Below are 19,135 nucleotides of genomic sequence, written 5' to 3'. Positions count from 1 at the left end.
ACTTCCACGATATCTATCCATCTTTTGTCCAGCCGGTCATTTTCCATGCTGCTATCTCCTATGCATGCCGATAAGCATGCGGCTAAAACTTAAAACCTGCCAGACCTACTTGCCTGGCAGGTATTTAGCCTTTAAAGACTGGGATAGCCGCAAACTTATGTGCAGACTGTTCCTGGCGTTTGCGGATAAGTTCATCAACCGCTAGATCGCCGGATGTTCCCGTTAAAATAAAAGCATCAATCTGCGCATAAGTCATGCCCAGTTCATCTTCATCTGTCTGACCTTCCCATAGCCCTGCTGAAGGACGCTTCTGCTGAATGGATTCCGGAATACCGAGAAATTTAGCCAAAGTATATACTTCTTGTTTGGTGACGAGTGCCAATGGATTGAGGTCATAGGCACCATCTCCCCATTTTGTGAAATACCCTACGGTAGCCTCAGCCATATTGCCAGTGCCGATGACAAAGCGGCTACCCAGTTGCGCAAATTCATATAGGTACGTCATACGGACACGGGGGCGAATATTAGCTAAACTCAATACACGATGAGGCGTACTCGAAGCTACAATATAAGTCTCATTGCGGATTACCAGGGCATCAACAGCCGACTGGATATCAAAGATATGGTAAGGAAAATTAAACTTATCGATCAGTTCCATGGCATGTGCATGGCTCTTGCTATTGTGCATATCGCTTCCATAAGGCATCATAATCAAATGGATATCCACTTTCGCCATGAGGCAGAGACAAGCAACCACGCTGCAGTCGATGCCGCCGCTCATGCCAAGTACCACTCCACGACGACCAGCGGCAGTCACCTGTTCCGCAATCCAGGTTGCCATTTGCCGTGCATATTGCTCAACATTTTCATCGGTGATGAAAAAAGATTTCCTTAGGTTATTTTCCATATATGCTCTGATTGTTTCCGTTTTAATCTGTTTCTTATCTCCTCAAAACTTTCTATGCTGACAAACATTCCATCTACGTAATTTATCTGCAACAAATTTCGGTCCGTTAATTGAGCACCCTAGTAGGATTGAGATCCTCTTGAAGATATTTTTATTGATTCGCTTTGATAGAGATCATTGGGAATAAATAAACAATGGACAGCCGAGGTAGCGCGCTACCTCGGCTTCTGCAATAAAATAGGTACGCCTCCACTTAATTTACTTTCCTCTGCCGCATCAATAAAGGCACATATCGCCAAGGTTTCTTTCTCATCCACCGGACTGATCCCTGTTTGGAAAAACGGAAGAATATGATCAAGCAGGGGACCGTACCCCATAAACTGTCCTAGATGCACAATTTGATCTGTTAGGAAGACCGTGCCTCCAAAATCATCTTTTCCCTCCCGGATTCCACGTAACGACGCTATCCGGCCATCATCCCACTGCCCAACGTACATGGAAACACCGCGTTCCTGTATAGTGCGCACCTTTTTGCATCCAGCCCCCATTAAAGCAAACAACATTTCCACACCATGGATGCCATACCAGTACAGGTCTTTATGTGATGGATCGGTCACAGCTGGACTATACAGCTCAGCACCTACTACCCGATTTTTGTCTATATCTTGTAAACCGACGATGTAACGGAGAGAACTTGAGGAAAAAACAGGACAATTATACTTCTCTGCAGCTTCAAATATCCTGACGGCATCATCGTATGAATTGGCAATTGGCTTATCTATGAAGAGCGGCTTTCCTGCCCGAATTACCTCTAAGGCCTGTTGCAAATGAAGGTTACCATCGTTTGTTTCCAGTAACACATAATCGACTTTTTTGAGCAGCTGCGCGATACTGGAAACAATTGTGACGCCATATTGCTGGATTTCGGCGGCAATTCTAGGTATTCGTTCAACACTCAGAGGGATTGTCAGACTCCCATAAGGGTAGGCAGCAACAACTGAGAACTGTGCATAGAGACTATCCGGAACAGCGGTATTAATTGCTTTTGTAAAAGCAATTGAATGCGTACTATCTAAGCCTATGATGCCTATCTTTTTCTTACCCTGCATTGACGCCACCGCCAAGGCTAGGTCTGCAGACGAGTGAGTAGCGTTCGCTGGAAAAGATAATCCCAATACCAACATCGACAGTAAAAAATTCTTTCTATCCATTCGGCCGGTTCAATAAATAAATCGTACTGTTCACTAAAGCCGCAATGCCTATTTCGAAAGCTTTTTCATCGAGATTGAACTGCGGATTATGAAGTCCGTACTGGGTGGCACTATCGTTATTGTCTGTACCCACCAACATAAATAAGGCTGGATACCGATATCCGTAATAGGCAAAATCTTCTGCTGCCATCCATATGTCCAGATCTTGCACAACTCCATCTCCCATGCTTTGCTCTATCCCATTCTTGACCTGCCGGGTCAGCTCGGGATCATTATATAAAGCCGGATAACCATGCCGTACCTCGACGTCCACAGCTGCTCCTAATGCAGTAGGCAATGTATGGGAAATTTCTGCAACGGTTTCTAACGCCTCTTTACGCCAGGTCTCATCCATAGTCCGAAATGTACCTGCCAAGCTGACTTGTTGAGGGATAACATTTGCAGCGCCGTCACCGATAAAACGGCCAAATGTCAATACCGAAGGTGTATCCGGATTGGCTTTCCGACTGACTACCTGTTGTAAGGTTGTCAGCAGCTGAGCAGCGATCATAATGGGGTCCACGGCACGGTGCGGTTCGGCCGCATGGCCCCCACTCCCCGTGATCGTCAAATAAAACTCATCGCTAGACGCCATAAAGCGTCCTTCACGCAAGCCTATTTTCCCTAACGGAACACGCGGACTAACATGGATTCCCAAAACAGCCTTGATCTTACCTCCAAAAGATTCCAAGATACCAGACTCCAGAATTTGGATCGCGCCCCCCGGAATTTTCTCCTCAGCAGGCTGAAATAACAACACAATTTTTCCCGAAAATTCAGCAATATATTTCTTTAGAACGGACGCAACACCCAATAGGTTTGCCGTATGGAAATCGTGTCCGCACGCATGCATAACACCTTCATTTACAGATTTATAATCAACTTCGTTCTGTTCATGAATAGGCAATGCGTCCATATCGGCCCGCAACACTACGATATCGTCAGCCCCTGTTCGCTCTCCTTCAATCAGGGCGACGACACCAGTATCTGCCACCACCTCATAAGATATGTCAAGTATAGCCAGCTGTTTTTGAACATAGGCACTTGTTTTATATTCCTCAAAAGATAGTTCAGGGTAACGATGGAGGTGACGGCGGATCTCCACAATCTTTGGGAAAAGCTGTTTAATTTCAGCACTTAAATTAGTCAGCAAACGGTTCATCAGGTCATTATTAGTGTTAAAAACAAGTTATACCAAGATACTTTCGCGCGAATGGTTCATCAAGTTAAGTTAAAAATAACGGATATAAAAATATAGAACCATCACTGTAATAATTAACCACCAGAGGACAGGGTTCTTAACACCTCGTTGAAATGTACGGTCATTCAGCGGCATTTGAAAGGACTCACGGCTCAATACCAAATTTTTCAAGCGCACTTCGGGAACTGCCGGCGTCGATAAACTGACCAGTACACAGGCGACCATACAAGTCCAAAACACGATACCTGTCCTGTTAAAAAAAGGCATTTCTGGAAGAGCATACTCTAACAACAAAGACAGTGGAATGGTCAGCAGACCTGCCACCAAAGCTCCTTGGGCGGTTGTCCGTTTCCAAAAGACACCCATCAAAAACATCGTTGCGATCCCCGGAGTAAATAAACCATAAAGATTCATTAGATATAGAAAAACCGGCTTGTCCGAGAAACTGATCAGTACGACAGCGCTCAAAATGCCAAGTACAATGATAGCTACCCCAGCTCGTTTACCGAAACGCACAGCCTCGCGGTCGCTGGCGTTTTTATTGATATATTGACTATACACATCCACCGTAAGTATCGTTGTACAAGAATTGATAGCTCCCGAGATATGCGACATGATTGCCGAGATCAGGCCTGCCATAACTAAGCCAACCAAACCTTTGGGCAATAGTGTCTCTACCAATGTTGCAAACAGCAGATCCGGCTGATCTAGGTGCGGCAAAAATCTGGGCGCCACCAAAGCCGGAACCGTTATAATTAGCGGAACCAAAAATTTGAGATAATCGCCAAAAATCACTCCCATACGGCCATGCCATTCATTTTTTGCTGCCAAGACACGTTGCACGATAAACTGATTCGTTGCGCAATAAAACACGCTGATACACAATAGGCCTCCCAAATACATAGTCCAGGGAAAATCGGGATCGGAAGCAGGATAGAACATTTTCCAGTTCTTGGAGGAATCTACAACGGACTGAAATCCCCCTGCGGCATTGATAGTAGCAAAAGTGAGCACAATACCCCCAAGAACCAAAATCACAAGCTGTACCATTTCGGTCCAGATAACAGCTTTTAATCCGCCCAAAACGGTATACATGCCGGTTAAAATTGCCATTCCGAAGATACTGTAAAGAAGAGGAATACCAAATAATGCATGTAAAGACAAGCCTCCCAAATACAGAACTGCACCAATTTCAACAAAAACGTAGGTAAACAATATCAATATCGCATAAAGGACACGTGTCGCGTTCCCGTATCTTTTTTGCAAGTATTCAGGAATCGTATAAAAACCGTTGCGAATGTAAAATGGCAAGAATAACCAGAGCAAGGCATTAAAACCGATCAATATCGCCCCCCATTCCAACGTAATGGCTACAAAACCTCGGCTGTAAGCCGCTCCCATAGCGCCGACAAGATGATGACTACTGATATTTGCGGCAATAATACTACCACCGATCATCCACCAGGGCAACTTATCGCCTGCCAAAAAATAGTCCCGTTTGGAAGAAGAACTTTTTTTCGACGCATACAGCCCCAAGACAACGATACCGATTATATATACCGCAAAAATAATGATGTCAATCCAATCCAGTTTCATCAGTCAGCAACGTTTGAATTCCTAATTTTGTTTCTTCTATAAGTATCTCAAGGCTCCCCCGGTCATAGGGGCTTTGCCATACGGCGTATATATCTTTATCATACAGATCCGATGGCGCAAGATAGCCTACATAGCCATTCGCTATGTTGATAAAGATAATGGTATGGTCGGGAAATTCAGCTCTTATTTTTGTCTGGTAACAGGAATAAGCTTCATTGGCCTGAGCCACCAAAACAGCATCCCCCATCTTCCAGAGCCATACAGGAATATGAGCTTCGCTCTGATCGCCTATCGCCCTGCGAGTATTGTACTTTCGCCAGAGACGGTCCTTTATCACCCGATCTGAACATATTTCATATTCTTCAAAAATTGCTTCAAGACTGGGCAATTTTTTATAAGGTACCCGCACCGACAACATGACCTGTCTAAATGCTGTTGCCGGTACCTGCTTTTGAAACCCCCAGCAGGCGAGCGGGGCTCCCGAAATTAACGGTCTTTCAAAAACCCAGTCTTCAACCGCATGACTTTCCTGAGCCAAGCTAGCCAGCACAGCATAGCCTAACTGTCGACCGTTCGCCTCCACCAAAGTCGCATCTTTAACGTACTGACGTTTGGGTGCCAGATCACCTGACGCCCCCTGTAAAAACAAACAGGGCACTTGTAGCGCTCTTTCTACTGTATATCGCATTTCACCTATAAAATCTGGGGAAAGCAACTCATTTTCATGAGCGAAACTTGTTGGATGACAAGCATAATTACATATAACCGCCTTCCGTACTTCCATACGGTCATACAGTTGCCCTACCAACAAGGTATGATCAGCTGTCTGCGAAGGATTAAAACCAATAAGAAATTGGCCATTCACTTCCAAGTCACGGTTGCTCGCCAAATCACAAACTCCGTAATGCCAATGCAGACTACCCTCGAACAAGCCATCTTTTGCCAGCTCAATGCATCGGATCGCCTGTTTTTTTAAGAACTCAAGATAAGGAGGAATCAGCTGCCCTCCCGGCTGGTGTATATCTGCAGAACAGATGCTTGGACCTGCATGCGTATGAGAAAGGGTAAAAACGAGCTGCGACTCAGACAGGTTGAAATAATCAAGCAGTGCATAACGCAGTTTTCGTTCGTCGTCTGCGTTCTTCCACCAACCCAAATCTGCGGTCAATAGAATCGCAGGTGAGCCATACATAGGAGATATATAGAGGCAATGCATCAGTAAAGGCTGATGTATACCGACGGCCTGATCGAAAGTTGCCGCTCCCCAATTTCGCGAATAGATTCCCAAAGGCGGTGTAATATCCAATTGACTGAGTCCAAATTTAGCCTGTAAACTGCCTTTCGTTTCCTTTAAGTATTTTTGTTCCATGGTCTACGGCCTAATTAATGATAGCCCTCCATCCAGCACAACGGCTGCCCCCGTCATATGCCTGCAGTTATCCGAACATATCCAAAGCACCTGTCCGGCTATTTCGTCCGTTTCAATTATGCTTCCCAGGGGCACTACAGTGGCTGCTTTTTTTTGAAGCGCCGCATCACGCGACCAGACCTCTTTGCTCAGTCCGGCATTAACATAACCGGGAGCGAGTTCGTTTACGCGGATGCCATTTTCAGCATATTCCAACGCCATGGTCTGACAGAGCATACGTAGTCCAGCCTTAGAAACACTGTAAGCAGGCAGTTTTCGATGTACTGCGTGTGCAGCCCAGCTACCCAGAAAGATAATATTTCCCCGGACGCCAGCAGCAACAAATGATTTGGCGCAGGCATTTGCGAGAAAAAACGCGCCATCGAGATTGATCGCCATCTCATTTCGCCAAGCGGCAGAGCTCAGTTCTCTTAAGCTCTGGATCGTCACACAAGCCGCATTCGCGATACACACCGACAGCATGCCAAACTTCTGCTCCACACGGGCAACCCAGGACTCCACCTGCTCAGCATCCGCAACATCCACTTGGTCGTAAGTTAAACGGTCCGGGGTATCTGCAAGCATTGGCCATCTCTCCAGGGCAAGCCTTGGCGCAAATCGATCTGCTATACAGACAATGGCGTCCTCATTGAGGAAGGCTTCGGCTATTGCCCGACCAATATCTCCGAGCCCACCGCTGATCAAAACCACTTTATTTTTATATTCTGCTCTCATATCTGCTAAAACTACCAGTCGCCAATACTACCATCCCTGTAAAAGGTGCGTTGCAAAATTTCCTGCTGGAACGGATGCTTTTTCACCTCATCTTCATTGATTTCAATACCAAGACCAGGGCGAGAATTGGGATGCACAATACGGCCTTTCTCCTGCACTGTAAATCCTTCATTAACCACATCCTGCCGCCATTCAACATCTTTATGCACACTTTCACAAATGATATAGGAAGGGGTGGCAAACCCCAGTTCAATGGAGGCGGCTGTACTTACAGGTCCCTGCGGGTTATGAGGAGCCATAGATACCCTGTACGCATCTGCTAATGCTGCAATCTTCCTCGCTTCAGACAAACCGCCACAATGGGTAATATCAGGTTGAATCACACTTACAGCACGTTTTTCAAGCATATCCCTGAACGCATGAACACCAATCAGGCGTTCACCAGACGCAATTGGTGTAACGACTGACCGCTGAATCAGCGCTATATCTTCCATGGTTTCCGGCCAGCATGGCTCCTCAAAAAAATATAAACCGTAAGGTTCCAGCGCCTTAGCGAATTGCATGCCCATACGTGGACTGGGGCGGGCATGGCAATCTACCATAATATCGATATCATCGCCTACTGCTTCCCGCATTGCTTGCACACAAGCTTCCGCATATTTAATCGGCCGAAGTCCCTCAAGAGACATCGTTTCGGGGACTGCCATGGATTTAAAAGCCGTAAACCCTTCATCTACAGCTTTCAACGCCAAATCGCCAAAACGCTTGGCATCGTCCGGAGCTGTTTCGTAAAAATCTTCCATACGGCCGCCGCCCAAGTGGCAATAAAGACGGATATAGTCCCTTACCCGACCACCCCACAACTCATGACATGGAACATGATGAATTTTACCTAAAATATCCCACAAGGCAATATCGATTCCACTAATGGCTGTTCCACGAACAATACCGTTCCCATGCCAAAAGTGCTGACGATACATCATCTGCCACAGATATTCTATACGACGCGGGTCTTCTCCGACCAGTAACTGGGAAATATCTTGAATAGCACCCACGACACTCTTGGTGTGCCATTCCAGAGTCGCCTCGCCCCAGCCCCAGAGCCCCGGCTGATCGGTGACAACTTTGACAAAAATCCAGTTTCGCATGCGCGCATGGCACACATAGGTTTCGATAGCGGTTATTTTCATAGTTAGGATTACAAAGTTTTTATTACACGTGCCGTTGCTTCCAAGGTGCGGTCAATATCATCTTCCGTATGCGCAAAGGAAATACTTCCCTGTTTGATTGCTGCCGGAAAATTAAACACTCCTTCCTTTATCAGATTTTTGCGGTAGCGGATATCCAGCTCAAAATCGTGATTATCCAGGATATCGTGAAAGTTGACAGGCGCATGATCCATAAAGTAAGTACAGAAGGCCGACCCTTGGCGAGCCACATAAAATGGTACACCTAATTTAGGAAATATTTCCCGATATCCCTGTTCCAAACGTTCACCCAGGCGCTCGACATGGCCATACACTTGATGTTCAGGACTTGAAAGTTTTTTCAATGTCGCAATTGCTGCTGCAGTTGTAAGCGGAAAAGCATTGAAGGTACCGGCAATCATAACCTTTTTTCTTTTATCTGGATCCACAAAATAATCCATATATTTTTTCTTTCCGGCAATGACACCTAATGGATAACCATTGGCTACAGCTTTTCCGAAGGTAGAAAGATCGGGTTGAACACCACAGATGGATTGATACCCTCCTAAAGCATGTCTGAAACCAGTTTTTACCTCATCAAAGATCAATAGAAAGCCATGCGCATCAGCCAGTTCACGAAGCCCTTCCAGATATCCTGGCTGCGGTTTAACAATACCGATATTCTGTAGAATCGGCTCCAATAGAATACAAGCGACTTCGTACTTCTGCAGCACGTAATGAACGCTATCCAGATCGTTATAGTTGATGACATGCACTAAACCGCTATGGCTCTGCGGGACGCCTGCACTTAGTGAGTCAAATGGATATTCACAGGGACTTTGATAGTCTCCGATATCGGCCTTTCGGCTAATAACATTGCAGGCTACATCATTATGCCAACCATTATATCCGCCCTGCATAACAATAATGTGATCGCGACCTGTAACCGCGCGGGCAATACGAATGGCATGATAAGTAGCTTCAGATCCTGTTGTGGTAATCTGCAGACTCTCAGCATTGGGTACGGATGCACAGAACAACTGCGCAAACTCGCCCTCCAATAAGGTAGGCCCCGCCCCCATCAACACCTGTTGCTCCTGAAGCGTTTTTAATACTGCAGCATTGACATCCGGATCATTATGACCAAGAAAGGAAGCTGCAAATCCTGCTTGATAGTCTATATAGCTATTTCCATCAATATCCTCTACGTGACATCCAGCCCCTCTGACGAAGCAGATATTCGGGTCCGACTTTCTGTTTAACGACACCACTCCCCCTGGTATCCATTTGGCATTCTCGCGCAGTATCGCGGCTGATCTTTCGTTTTCTTGCATGCTAATAAACATTTTGCTTTGTTATTTTTATAATCGGGACTGCCCCGTTTGCAACATGGGACAAGTCTGTTTTCGTATTCTAAAAATACGTTTCAATTTTATGTATACCAAATTACAATATTTTTGTATACATTTAAAATAAATTTAAAAAATAATTTCTATGAATATACTTATTGATGAGATCGACTTTCCGGAAGGTCCGGCCTTCGACCGACATGGAAATATTTGGCTGGTCGAAAAACAAGCCGGAAACCTTATACGATACAAAGCAGGTTTATATGAACGCATCAGCGTTGACGGACACCCAAACGGAATCGCCATTGCTCCAGACCAGACGGTATGGTTCTGTGACGCATTGCAAAACAGTATCCGCAGATATTCCCCTACCACAAACACTTGTGACACCATCGCAAACGAACTGGAAGGCAAGCCGTTAAAAATGCCCAATGACCTATGCTTCGACACAGCAGGTAATTTACTGTTCACCTGCCCCGGAAGCGAGCTGACAGACGGAACAGGCTACGTCTGCTGCCTACAGACAAACGGACGACTCCGCATTGTATATCAGAACATGTACTACCCCAACGGATTAGCTTTTGCTCCAAAAAGCAACAATCTTTTTATTGCGGAGACAGGCAGCAAATGGATCTGGAAAATGGAATGGAATATAAACACAAGGAAAATGGAATCACCCGAAAAATTTGCGCCAGCAGGTGGCAAAATTGGCCCCGATGGACTCGCTTTTGATGAAGCAGGAAATCTGCTGATTGCTATATATGGCTCACAACATATTCTCCTACTAAATCCAGCCAACAAAACGACCGAAAAGTTAATGACACCCGGACACAATCCGACCAACTGTGCTCTGGACCCATCTGGGGAGCTAGGCCTAATCGTCACCGAGGCCGAAAAAGGACAATTACTGCAGCTGAACTACACAAAAAAGGGGATATTATAATACATCCCCTTCATATCAATATATAAGTTGTCAGACAAGTTCAAGAGCTTCCTGCTCACCTCGATCAAGATGGTGAACAAGAGTCTCATATGCCTTATTCCAATCATCCGCTTTCAGCGCATCCACAATGGCACGATGCTCCTGATCGGTATCCAGATAATCCTCCATCTGCCCCAGAATAGCACCCAACTTCATATGAAACAGAGGAATATTGCTATTTTTATAAATAGCGATCAATCTGGAATTACAAGTACCTTCAATGATACGTTCATGAAAACGGACATCCGCCTCGCAGGCCCCGCCGTAATAACCCTTGCTGACCATGTCGGAAAAATCGTTGCATATCAACTCCAGATCATCAATAAGCTGTTTATCCTTTTTCGAGAATAAGATCTTCAGTGCTCCGACCTCAAGCAGTTCACGGAGCTCACGGATATCCCGGACATCCTCCACTGTCATCTTTTTTACGAAACAACCACCCTTCTCGCCAAACTCTACCAAGCTCTCTCCCGCCAACCGCATAAAAGCCTCCCGGACGGCAACCCTACTCACAGCAAGCTTATCAGCCCAAGCACTTTCAACCAACCGTGCTCCACCGGCCAGCTGGCTGGACAAAATTTTTTTACGGACTTCTAGATAAACCCTATTGGCAAGTGAATCTTCTTTCATATTGTATACAATTTTACACAAAAATAAGAATACAAAATCAATTAAAAAATTTAAACATCATATTGCTTACCGAAACAGTCCTTCACGGGCATCATACGGTCTGCCCGGAGATAAGTAAAACAACTCTGCTCTGGATTTCCAGCTGACTGTATGATTCCCCTTCAAGATATTTATATTAAAGCTACTATTTTTCGACGGATTTTTCACATTCCAAAAACCATCTTGTAGCCCTACAACAACCACCTCATATTCACGATCTGCGGGCACAGCGATTTCAATTGCCTTTTCAAGATAGCGGTCCGGCTTGACCGCCACCACCAATCGGTCTGCGATCCGAACCAAGTAGTAATCCTCCCTTTCCTCATAATGCACCTGCAATTTTGCTTCATCACCTTCCACCATCTGAAAGACTGTCGCATAACTCATTCGATCACTCTTACCTTTAGGACTAACAAGGATACGCGTCCCACGTGCTTCGGGCCAAGGTGATTTCACCTGATACAGATCTCCGAACACATAAGCTGTAGAATCACCTCCAAAGAGCGCCACTTCCCGATCCGCTGCCCGTGGCTTAAACATATCGACGTAAGTCGTACCCTTCATCCCCTTAAACTGACTATTCAAAATAAACCCCTGCATCCCCACTTTGGGCTCGTTAAGTGTGTTAATCTGCCAGAACGGTCGAAATTCATGATTATTGCTTTTTAACTCATCCAGCAATACGATTGCCGCTGGCACATCTTTGCGTTTGAGATTCAAAAAGATAAAACTTTTTGCATAGGTCTTTACTTTAGGCGAATAGGCAGCAGTGAGATCAACATTGAAATAGCTGTAAGATGGCCGAATAGGATCCGGACCGAACGCTGAAGCCCTCACCGCTCCAGTGTGAAACCACGAGTCGCCCAAAACTTCCTGAACAGTTCGCGGAAAGCGTTGACTAAAACGCACTCCCCCATCATTTGTCCGGGTACGGAACAATAATGGTTCATCGGGATCGCGCACCAAAAGCATGCTATGTGCGACGGAACGTTTATTAAAGTTAAAATCGTAAGGTGAACCATACGAAAGATACAGGCCAAGGTCGCCGACCTGAATACCGTGATGATAGATCTGTAAAGCCCCCGCATCGGCATGCTGATGATTCCCGAAATGATAACCACCACCTTTTATTTCAGCAATAACATCACTACTCGTTTTTTCCTCTCCCCAGCCCGTACGAGCCACCATAGACCCGAGGACAGGTCCAAAATCTTTGGTCAAGGGCAATTTTGAGCGATCAAAATCAGCTTTTAGACCAGGATCATTTAACAACAGGAACAATACCGGATTATCCGGCAGACCTCCCTGTTTTAAGAATTCAGCCTTTATCATTGCGTTCCCTGAATAAGCATAACAGAGCAGCATCGTCTGCGGATTTTTCCAATAAAAATCGTCACTGGAATTGTACTTCACGTTGAACATATCCCCATCACGCAGCATCTTACCATCCGGAGTACGCATATACAGCCAGTAGTAAGGCATATTCTTGATATTATCGTCAAAGACAGCATGCCCTAGCATGCGGTAGTACAGCCAGGCCGCATGCATCTCCCAGCCAAATCTGTAACCGCCGTAGTCTACGCCCTGATTATGTCGCGGTGATTGGTATTCAAACTTGCGCATTGGTATCAATTGCTCCAGTACTGTATATGCAACATATTGATAAGGTTCAGGGTCTTCATCATAAACAGCCAGACTCCAGGAGAGCATATCCCGACAGATCTGCGCCTCATTTCCATGCCCATTAATTATACTCTCCAAACCATAAAACGGAGGCCAGCCGACCTCCATATCCATAACCAGCCTCTTAAAGTCCTTTTGCATCTGAAACTTGACATCTGTACTCAATAATGGATAACACCAATCGTAGACCAACGCTCCAATATAGATCGCACGCCCCAGTTCCCGGGTGATATCGCCATATGTCACGTTTCCAAATTGCAAAACCGACAGATAACGCGATACCAGATCTACAGCTTCACGGCCAATACGTTCATCTTGCGTCATCAGGTAATAAAACGCTTTCTGTTCGATGACACGCTCCAGCACCTCGTCGTAAAACATCTCTTGCTGGTTATTGGTCAAAAACCGATACGGTTCCAGAGCGAGAGCTTTCACCTTTGCCCAGGCCGGAGCATTTTCCGCCGACAAAAGCCGTCCGCGGACAACCGGCAGACTCTCTTTATTCACCCATAGCCTTGGTCTCTCTTTTGACGGTACAACAGCAGGCTGGTAACGGATCGCTTCAAGAGGAGCGACCGGCGGGACATAAGGCTTGATACGCAAACCATACAACACCAAATGAGCAGGTAGCCAGATTTTTAATCTTTCTGCCGTATTGGACAGCTCAAATTTACCCAGTTCTTGCCGTCCACCCTTCAGCTTGTCGTATACTATACGCTTGGTCACCCGTTGTTTACCCAGCTGAAAATAGGCAACCGTTGTTAACATCCCTGTGGTATCCTGTTGCTTTAGGCGTTCAGGATCCACAGGCCCTGACTCAGTCTCGAGAATATACCAGCCTGTTTTGGGCACAGCAAGCGTTACCTCGATATCCGCCGGACGGGCAGGATAACCCGCCCCGGGAGCCAAAGCCAGCCACCAGCCCTTTTTTCCTCGGATTTTTCCGGACACAACCATCTTTTTATTGAAGCGGCCATAGCTCAGGTCCACCGAAGCTGCATTGTCCTGACCATAGGAAGCTGACATCACAAGTAGCATCAGAAACAAAGAAACACACCTTTTTATCAAATTCATTACAAAAAAAAATAGAACACAATATTTAAATAACAGACAGAAACCGGTCTACTCCCAGCCCGGGTTCTGGGTCAGGCTTGGATTCACATCTCTTTCAGCTTGGGGAATCGGCCACAGGTAATAATGATCCGGAAATCCACGTTGCCGGATTTGCGTCCCATTAAAATCAGTCATCCAGACCTTATCCACAACATCCTTTGCAATCCTCCAGCGCCGGATATCTGAGTACCGCTGCCCCTCACCTGCCAGTTCCACCATCCGCTCATGCCGTATCCGCTCACGCATTTGCTCCTTTGTAAGAGCAGACGGCAAATCTGGCATCTTAGCTCTTTTACGGACTGCATTTACCGCATCATATACCGTCTGATCGGGAGCACTCAGCACTTCATTCCTTGCTTCTGCATACATCAACAGCACATCGGCCAGGCGGATCAATGGAAAATTCTGAGGCATATTATCCTGCAAGGTATAAACAGAGCCTGTCTCCACAAACTTACGCCAAGCATAACTTCCATTTGTCCATACCGGTACATAAGCATTTGGATCTGTGGTTGCAACTGGAAATTTATACAGATAGGCAACACCACCACGCCCAACAAACGTCGACCATGGCACCACAATTGACTGTTGTAGACGCGGATCACGCTTTTCAAACAGCTTACGGACAGAAGCCTCATCTTTCCAGTCTTCGACACTGTTCGGATTGAATGGCTGACCATTTGCATTGGTATAGTTCGCGAAGTCAAAAGGTGTACCGTCCTCCATTTCAAAAGCATTGACAAGCTTCGGTGTTGGCCGGGTCCGCTGCGATCCCGTGGTCGCCCCGCGTGCATTTCCGTAATTACGGTCAGTCGCAATCCCATGCCCCTGTTCAGCAATATATTGAACATCAAAAATCACTTCACTATTATTATTTCCGGCAACCCGGAACAGCGTATGAAAGTCGGCCAGCAGCCTGCGATCGCTTTTCTCCATCAGCTCTTTAAAATCTGCTGCAGCTTTCGCATACTCCTTTGCCCAGAGATGCGCTTTACCACGCATTGCCAGCGCAGCCCACTTAGTCACACGTCCTTTATTTGAAGCATCATACACCTCCGGCAGAGCCTCGTACGCTTCGGTCATATCCTTTACAATAAACTCATACACCTCTTTATCTGTATTACGCGGCTTATAGGATTCGTCCACATTGACAGGTGTATCATACAAAGGCACCCCTCCAAAATAATCCCACAATTTAAAGTAAAAATATCCCCTAAAAAATTTCGCTTCGCCTATACTTCTTTTTTTTACCGCCTCGCTCATACTGATGGCTGGAATATTTTTCAATGCTGTATTCGCCCTGTACACGCCCTTAAAAAATATTCCCCAGGACGTCAGGTAGAAACCCGCATTAGCAGGAAACACACCTGTCGTCAGCCCTGTCGCAAAAGACTGGTACGAAATATCGGTAAAATCATCCATCATCCCATAAATGACAATACTATTGGTAAATTCTCTATTCGCATGATACAAGGTGTTTACCCCCATCACAGCATCCTGTTCAGATTTCCAAAAACTCTCTTCAGACAAACCGACCAAAGAGTTCCGGTCCAAAAAATCGCTACAGGAGCTCAAAAAAACAAGTGCGAGTGACGCAACTATTATCTTATTATATTTTTTAATCATGGCTTTTCATCTTAAAATGTTACATTTAAACCGATCACCCACTGCTTCATTAAAGGATAGGAAATACTGGCATTTTCAGGATTATACCCCTTGAACTTAGTGAATGTAAAATAATTTTCCAGGTTGGCGAAAACACGGAAACGTTCCACTTTAAACCTTGTTGACATCTCTTTTGGCAACGCATAACCCAATTGCACTGATTTAATTCTCAAAAACGAGGTATTATGCAGCCAATAGTCGCTGTACACCGTGTTGAGTGCACTGCCCGAGGTACGGAGACGCGGATATTCGGTGGAATGGTTCTCAGGCGTCCAGCGATTCAAAATTTCAGCATTCTGCAGGAAACCTTCATTAATATTAAATGTATTGAAACCGTCGTTTCCCCAATACTGTTTCACCCCGCTTACGCCGTGCGCCACAACATTTAGATCGAAACCTTTATAACCCGCATTGATATTCAAACCGTAGGTCACTTTTGGCAATCCCGAATAATCCTTTACAACACGGTCTTCTTCATTAAACACTTTATCGCCATTAACATCTTTGTACAACATATCCCCTGGCTTCGGTTCTCCACCCACGTAAGTACCAAAGGTATACCCCTCGGCCTTCAGCTGATCAATCTCACTTTGCTCTTGAATGATCCGGTCAAACTCCAGCATATAGAAACTGTTGAAAGGCTTACCTTCCATCGTTATATAACTTTCATTGATAGACTTATTACCATTGAATTTCAACACCTTATTACTCAAAAATGATACATTCCCACTGATACCGTAGGACCAGTCCGTTCCGGTTTTTGCAAAATATCCTGCCTGAAAATCGACGCCCCTATTGCGCATTTCGGCAATATTCTGCCAAGGCGGCGAGAAGTTGCCCATCACCATCGGAATAGGAATTTTGGTCAAGATATCCGATGTATTTCGATCAAAATACTCAGCACTGAATGTCAGTCTATTATTTAACAGCGCCAGATCCAAACCTATATTGGAGATCGTTGTCGTCTCCCACCGGATCTTGCTATTAGCAATCTCCTTGGGCGCAACACCCTGAGTTAGCTGACCTCCGAAAGGATATAAGTAAGATCCATAGACAACTTGATAAGTGTAATCCCCAATCCTATTGTTACCGAGCCTACCCCATGAACCGCGGATTTTGATTTCATCGAAGACTGTTTTTAACGGCCGCGCAAATTCCTCTTCCGTCAGTCGCCATCCAGCCGAAAACGACGGAAAAAATCCCCAGCGGTTCTCTTTTGCAAATCGGGATGAACCATCATAGCGCGCGTTTGCCTCAAACAGATATCTTCCTTTAAAATCATAGTTCACGCGACCAAAATAAGACTGTAGAGCATCATCGGTACCCGAACCATTGATAGCTTCGAGATTCGCACCCGCATCCAAAATATAGATTGCATCATCACCCAATATATCGTTCTTTTTCGCGTCAAACTTATCCATCCGGTTATATTGCTGATCAAAACCTATTAGCACAGCCAAATGATGCTGTTCCGCAATTGTTTCATGATAGCGCAGTAGTGAATTCAATACAGTGGTATAATTTCGGATACTCCCGTTGAACAGACTGCTAACGCTCGGCTTCTTTTGATATTCCAATCCCGTTTGCAAATTCCATAAGGAATAGGGCCGCACATATTCCCAGTTCCGGTTATTATTATAATTAAAGCCAAAACTGCTTTCCCATTCTAGATTTTCCATCAAATTCAGAATACCAAAAAACTTTAGCCCTAACTTTTGCCGTTCGTAATCGCCGCGGATATTATCCACATAAGCTCTCGGGTTGGCACCCTGTGGCAAGCCGGGAAACATCTCTCCACCGTACCTTCCGTCCTCATATTGGGGTATTACACCCGGAGTAGTATTGCGGATTGCGGCAAAAAAATTACTCACATCCAGCGGCTGTCGATTAGACCAGGTACCGAAGACATTTCCACCTAAGGTCAGCACATTTTTGATTTTGGTATCCGCGTTGATCCGGAAATCATATTTCTTATAACCCGAATTGTCTACGATCCCTTTATTATCCAGAAAACCCAGCGACATCGCGAAATTACCCTTTTTGCCGCCACCGCGAACCGACAGCGTATGCTCAGTCAGCGGCGACGCCTGCAGCATTTCTTTATACCAGTCGGTATTAGGGTACAACGGATTACCAGCTGCAGACTCTTTACGCCAAGTATCAATTAACTCCGGACTGTATTTTTCACGACCTTCAGACTCGTTCACCAATTCCATATGGGTAGCCATATCGGTAATAAAGTCAATATTTTTCGCTACCTGTTGTCGCCCGAAATAACCATTGTATGTCACCGAAAAATCCTCACCCTTACCACGTTTGGTCGTTACCAGAATAACACCATTGGCGGCACGCGAACCATAGATCGCCGCAGACGATGCATCCTTCAGCACAGAAATACTTTCGACATCATTGGGATTGACATCGTTTAATGCCCCGGGCACACCGTCAATCACTACCAGCGGTGAAGCATCATTCATGGTGCCCTTTCCCCGTACCAACAGATCAAAGCCTTCTGCACCTGGACTGCCCGAAGTCTGCGCGATATTGAGCCCAGAGGCTTTACCCACTAACGCAGATGCCAAATTCATATTTGGGCGGCTTACCGTCGATTCATCAAACTTCACACTGGAAACCGAGCCTGTCAGATTCTCTTTCTTCTGCTGACCATACCCCACCACCACCACTTCGTCCAGCGTACTCTCGACTGCCTCAAGTACCATTACCTCGGCATCCTTTGCCGCCACTACCCTCGTACTAAAGCCGATGAGCCGAAACTGAAGCTGATCCATAGCGGCTGCACTCAGTCGGAAACGCCCCTCCTGATCAGTCACTGTTACCGCCGAATTTTTGAGATTACGCACTTCCACACCAGCCAAAGTGTTACCTTTGACATCGAGCACTTGCCCAATGACCTGCTGCTGAAAATTTACCGCTCCTCCAACTGAAGGAAGAGTACGCTGAATCGGGACCTTTACATAAGAATGAAAAGACGGCGCAGCAGCAAATGCTGCTGCGGAAATAAAAGGAAACCCGACCAAAAGACAATTCCTGTTTATTACATCCCGGATTTTAATCTGTTTTAGTATCATGAATACTCAGGTTAAAGTGGTTAAATAAATGATTTATAAGCTCTTTAGTTTATTGGCAATTTTAAAATGTAGTACTTTGTTTTGTTTTATCAAAACAAAGTACTACATTTTCACTTCATCATAGTGAATACAATAATATATATTTTTTGTATACAATTCAATATTTTTTTTACTTTTTTACAAAAACAACTTTCTTAGAGACGGGAAAAATACCATTATCATCAGCTCGACAACCTACAACAGCACACCATAACATACACCTTTCTAATCTCACATATAAAATTGTATACAAAATAATTTA

At 45.3% G+C, this 19,135-nt stretch carries 13 protein-coding genes; 1 reads left to right on the top strand and 12 read right to left on the bottom strand.

Annotated features, from left to right (window positions below; all coding sequences use genetic code 11):
- Window positions 1-124: 124 nt before the first annotated feature.
- The 8 genes from nadE to FGL37_RS16410 all read right to left on the bottom strand — a co-directional run bounded on the left by nadE (window position 125) and on the right by FGL37_RS16410 (window position 9,618).
- Window positions 125-907, bottom strand: coding sequence for an NAD(+) synthase (gene nadE, locus FGL37_RS16445; protein WP_037532467.1), 783 nt, complete (start codon window positions 905-907; stop codon window positions 125-127).
- A 215-nt stretch (window positions 908-1,122) separates the two neighbouring features.
- Entirely contained in the window at window positions 1,123-2,118 is a 996-nt protein-coding gene (locus FGL37_RS16440) for a Gfo/Idh/MocA family protein (RefSeq protein ID WP_028068942.1), read from the bottom strand.
- Window positions 2,111-3,319 carry a M20 metallopeptidase family protein gene (locus FGL37_RS16435; protein WP_051606588.1) on the bottom strand — a complete coding sequence of 403 codons (1,209 nt, stop codon included), beginning with the start codon at window positions 3,317-3,319 and terminating at the stop codon, window positions 2,111-2,113. The genes FGL37_RS16440 and FGL37_RS16435 overlap by 8 nt, the downstream gene beginning before the upstream one ends.
- Window positions 3,320-3,388: 69 nt before the next feature.
- Window positions 3,389-4,954 carry an SLC5 family protein gene (locus tag FGL37_RS16430; RefSeq protein WP_028068943.1) on the bottom strand — a complete coding sequence of 522 codons (1,566 nt, stop codon included), beginning with the start codon at window positions 4,952-4,954 and terminating at the stop codon, window positions 3,389-3,391.
- Window positions 4,935-6,323 (bottom strand): hypothetical protein, encoded by a 1,389-nt coding sequence (locus FGL37_RS16425; protein ID WP_028068944.1) that lies wholly within the window; start codon window positions 6,321-6,323, stop codon window positions 4,935-4,937. Before FGL37_RS16425 ends, FGL37_RS16430 begins: the two co-directional genes overlap by 20 nt.
- Window positions 6,324-6,326: 3 nt before the next feature.
- Window positions 6,327-7,097: an SDR family NAD(P)-dependent oxidoreductase gene (locus FGL37_RS16420; RefSeq protein WP_028068945.1), complete on the bottom strand. Its 771-nt coding sequence runs from the start codon at window positions 7,095-7,097 to the stop codon at window positions 6,327-6,329.
- An 11-nt stretch (window positions 7,098-7,108) separates the two neighbouring features.
- Window positions 7,109-8,287, bottom strand: a complete 1,179-nt coding sequence (gene dgoD / locus FGL37_RS16415; RefSeq protein WP_028068946.1) for a galactonate dehydratase — start codon at window positions 8,285-8,287, stop codon at window positions 7,109-7,111.
- 8 nt (window positions 8,288-8,295) lie between these two features.
- Window positions 8,296-9,618: an aspartate aminotransferase family protein gene (locus tag FGL37_RS16410; protein WP_028068947.1), complete on the bottom strand. Its 1,323-nt coding sequence runs from the start codon at window positions 9,616-9,618 to the stop codon at window positions 8,296-8,298.
- 160 nt (window positions 9,619-9,778) lie between these two features.
- Between FGL37_RS16410 and FGL37_RS16405 the strand changes: the two genes are divergently transcribed.
- Window positions 9,779-10,576 (top strand): SMP-30/gluconolactonase/LRE family protein, encoded by a 798-nt coding sequence (locus FGL37_RS16405; RefSeq protein ID WP_028068948.1) that lies wholly within the window; start codon window positions 9,779-9,781, stop codon window positions 10,574-10,576.
- A gap of 30 nt (window positions 10,577-10,606) precedes the next feature.
- Here the strand turns inward: FGL37_RS16405 and FGL37_RS16400 are convergent, their stop codons facing one another.
- From FGL37_RS16400 to FGL37_RS16385, 4 genes are all read right to left on the bottom strand, one after another.
- Window positions 10,607-11,245, bottom strand: coding sequence for a GntR family transcriptional regulator (locus FGL37_RS16400; protein ID WP_028068949.1), 639 nt, complete (start codon window positions 11,243-11,245; stop codon window positions 10,607-10,609).
- Window positions 11,246-11,311: 66 nt separating this feature from the next.
- Window positions 11,312-14,041 carry a hypothetical protein gene (locus FGL37_RS16395; RefSeq protein WP_028068950.1) on the bottom strand — a complete coding sequence of 910 codons (2,730 nt, stop codon included), beginning with the start codon at window positions 14,039-14,041 and terminating at the stop codon, window positions 11,312-11,314.
- Between the two features lie 48 nt (window positions 14,042-14,089).
- A complete protein-coding gene (locus FGL37_RS16390; RefSeq protein WP_037532471.1) occupies window positions 14,090-15,706 on the bottom strand; it encodes a RagB/SusD family nutrient uptake outer membrane protein in 1,617 nt (538 codons plus the stop codon).
- A gap of 11 nt (window positions 15,707-15,717) precedes the next feature.
- Window positions 15,718-18,834, bottom strand: coding sequence for a SusC/RagA family TonB-linked outer membrane protein (locus tag FGL37_RS16385; protein WP_051606592.1), 3,117 nt, complete (start codon window positions 18,832-18,834; stop codon window positions 15,718-15,720).
- Window positions 18,835-19,135: the final 301 nt, after the last annotated feature.

Source organism: Sphingobacterium thalpophilum (assembly GCF_901482695.1).
Taxonomy (GTDB): domain Bacteria; phylum Bacteroidota; class Bacteroidia; order Sphingobacteriales; family Sphingobacteriaceae; genus Sphingobacterium; species Sphingobacterium thalpophilum.
Note: the sequence above shows the minus strand (reverse complement) of the source record. Positions and strands in the feature narration are given on the sequence as shown.

Coding starts and splice junctions, on each gene's coding strand:
- nadE (WP_037532467.1), bottom strand. CDS start 907: ATGGAAAATAACCTAAGGAAATCTTTTTTCATCACCGATGAAAATGTT.
- FGL37_RS16440 (WP_028068942.1), bottom strand. CDS start 2,118: ATGGATAGAAAGAATTTTTTACTGTCGATGTTGGTATTGGGATTATCT.
- FGL37_RS16435 (WP_051606588.1), bottom strand. CDS start 3,319: ATGAACCGTTTGCTGACTAATTTAAGTGCTGAAATTAAACAGCTTTTC.
- FGL37_RS16430 (WP_028068943.1), bottom strand. CDS start 4,954: ATGAAACTGGATTGGATTGACATCATTATTTTTGCGGTATATATAATC.
- FGL37_RS16425 (WP_028068944.1), bottom strand. CDS start 6,323: ATGGAACAAAAATACTTAAAGGAAACGAAAGGCAGTTTACAGGCTAAA.
- FGL37_RS16420 (WP_028068945.1), bottom strand. CDS start 7,097: ATGAGAGCAGAATATAAAAATAAAGTGGTTTTGATCAGCGGTGGGCTC.
- dgoD (WP_028068946.1), bottom strand. CDS start 8,287: ATGAAAATAACCGCTATCGAAACCTATGTGTGCCATGCGCGCATGCGA.
- FGL37_RS16410 (WP_028068947.1), bottom strand. CDS start 9,618: ATGCAAGAAAACGAAAGATCAGCCGCGATACTGCGCGAGAATGCCAAA.
- FGL37_RS16405 (WP_028068948.1), top strand. CDS start 9,779: ATGAATATACTTATTGATGAGATCGACTTTCCGGAAGGTCCGGCCTTC.
- FGL37_RS16400 (WP_028068949.1), bottom strand. CDS start 11,245: ATGAAAGAAGATTCACTTGCCAATAGGGTTTATCTAGAAGTCCGTAAA.
- FGL37_RS16395 (WP_028068950.1), bottom strand. CDS start 14,041: ATGAATTTGATAAAAAGGTGTGTTTCTTTGTTTCTGATGCTACTTGTG.
- FGL37_RS16390 (WP_037532471.1), bottom strand. CDS start 15,706: ATGATTAAAAAATATAATAAGATAATAGTTGCGTCACTCGCACTTGTT.
- FGL37_RS16385 (WP_051606592.1), bottom strand. CDS start 18,834: ATGATACTAAAACAGATTAAAATCCGGGATGTAATAAACAGGAATTGT.